At 71.6% G+C, this 2,000-nt stretch carries 2 protein-coding genes; both read left to right on the top strand.

The genetic code is table 11. The annotated features are described in order from the left end of the window. On the top strand, positions 1-967 hold a 967-nt coding region (locus tag FUT87_RS14650; protein WP_147241486.1), incomplete at its 5' end, for a CHASE3 domain-containing protein. A gap of 35 nt (positions 968-1,002) precedes the next feature. Then, a partial coding sequence (locus FUT87_RS14645; RefSeq protein ID WP_255511846.1) for a HAMP domain-containing sensor histidine kinase occupies positions 1,003-2,000 on the top strand: 998 nt, incomplete at its 3' end.

Below are 2,000 nucleotides of genomic sequence, written 5' to 3'. Positions count from 1 at the left end.
CCCGCTGCCCACGCTGCTCGGCTTCGCGCTGGCGGTGCTCACCATCGTGGTCGTCGCCGCCTTTTCATGGCGCACGCAGCGCACGCAGGCGGAGGCCGCCGATGCGATGGCGCGCACCCTGGCCGTGCAGGAGCAGATCCAGGCGCTGGGCTCGGCGATCAAGGATGCCGAGACCGGCCAGCGCGGTTTCCTGATCACCGGCCTGGACAACTACCTGCTGCCGTTCAACACCGCGCAGGTCACGCTGCCGGCCGCGACCGAGCGCCTGCGCGCGAGCTTCCAGAACTACCGTTCGCAGCTGGCCCGGCTGGAGCTGGTCGAGCAGCTCGTCAAGGCCAAGCTGGGCGAGATGGAGGAATCCATCGCGATGCGCCGCAAGGGCGACGGCATCGGCGCGGTGACCGTGGTGCAGGGCGACCGGGGGCGGATCCTGATGGAGCGCATCCGCACCCTGCTGGGCGAGATGGAGCGCGAGGAGCGCGATCGCGCCGCCGAGCGCCGCGTGCTGTGGGACACCGCCGTCCAGCAGACGGCCGGGATGATGTGGGGCGGCTCGGCGCTGCTGCTGGTGCTGACGGCGGTTGCCGCCGCGCTGAGCGCGCGCGCGCATCGCGCCGCCCGGACCGAGGAATGGCTCAAAGCCGGCCTGGCCGGCCTGGGCGTGGAGCTGCAGGGCGACCCGCATGTGGAGCGGCTCGCCGACGTCGCGACCAGCTTCCTGGCGCGCTGGACCGACGCCCGGGTGGGGGGCTTCTACATCACCCAGGACGATGGCAGCTACCTGCGGGTGGGCGGCTACGCGCTGCCGGTCGCGGCGGAGGGCGAGACGGCACCGGTCGTGCGCGGCGGGGACACGCTGGTGGGCCAGGCGGCGCGCGATCGCAGGCCGGTGCATGTCACGCGGCTTCCGGCCGACTACCTGCCGGTCAGCTCCGCGCTGGGACGGGCCGCGTCGACCGGCTGCTGATCGCGCCGGTCGGCGTCGACCGGCGCCTGCAGGGCGTGGTCGAACTCGGATTCCTGCATCACGTCGGCGAGGCCGAGCGCGAGCTGCTGGCGCGGGTGGCCGAGCCGCTGGCGATGGCGCTGCGCGCCGCCAAGGACCGCAGCCGGCTCGAGTCGCTGCTCGAGGAGAGCCGCCGCCAGGCAGAGGAACTGCAGATGCAGCAGGAGGAGCTGCGCGCCAGCAACGAGGAGCTGGAAGAGCAGGGCAACGCGCTGCGCGACTCGCAGCTGCGGCTGGAGAAGCAACAGACCGAGCTCGAGGAAAGCAACACCCAGCTCGAGGAGCAGGCGCGCCAGCTCGAGCTGCAGCGCTCGGAGCTGACCCAGGCTCAGGCGCAGCTCACCGACCGCGCCGAGGCGCTGGAGCGCTCCAACCAGTACAAGAGCGAGTTCCTGGCCAACATGAGCCACGAGCTGCGCACGCCGCTGAACTCGACCCTGATCCTGGCCAAGCTGCTGGCCGACAACAAGGACGGCAACCTGAGCGAGGAGCAGGTCCGCTTCGCGCAGACCATCAGCTCGGCCGGCAACGACCTGCTGGCGCTGATCAACGACATCCTGGACCTGTCCAAGATCGAGGCCGGCAAGGTCGACATGCAGATCGACCGCGTGTCGCTGCCGCGCCTGCTGCAGCAGCTGACGCAGGTCTTCGCGCCGATCGCCGCGCAGCGCAACCTGGCCTTCGGCCTGCAGCTGGCGCCCGGCGCGCCCGAATGGATCGAGACCGACGAGGCCCGCCTGGGCCAGATCCTCAAGAACCTGCTGTCCAACGCGCTGAAGTTCACCGAGCGCGGCTCGGTGCGCATGGAGGTGGGCGCCACCGCCGATGGCCGCATCGCCTTCGCGGTCACCGACACCGGCATCGGCATCCCGGCGCACCAGCAGGCGCCGATCTTCGAGGCCTTCCGGCAGGCCGACGGCAGCGCCCATCGCAAGTACGGCGGCACCGGGCTGGGCCTGGCGATCACCCGGGCCCTGGTGAACGACATGGGCGG

It is taken from the genome of Mitsuaria sp. TWR114, assembly GCF_007997345.1.
Note: the sequence above shows the minus strand (reverse complement) of the source record. Positions and strands in the feature narration are given on the sequence as shown.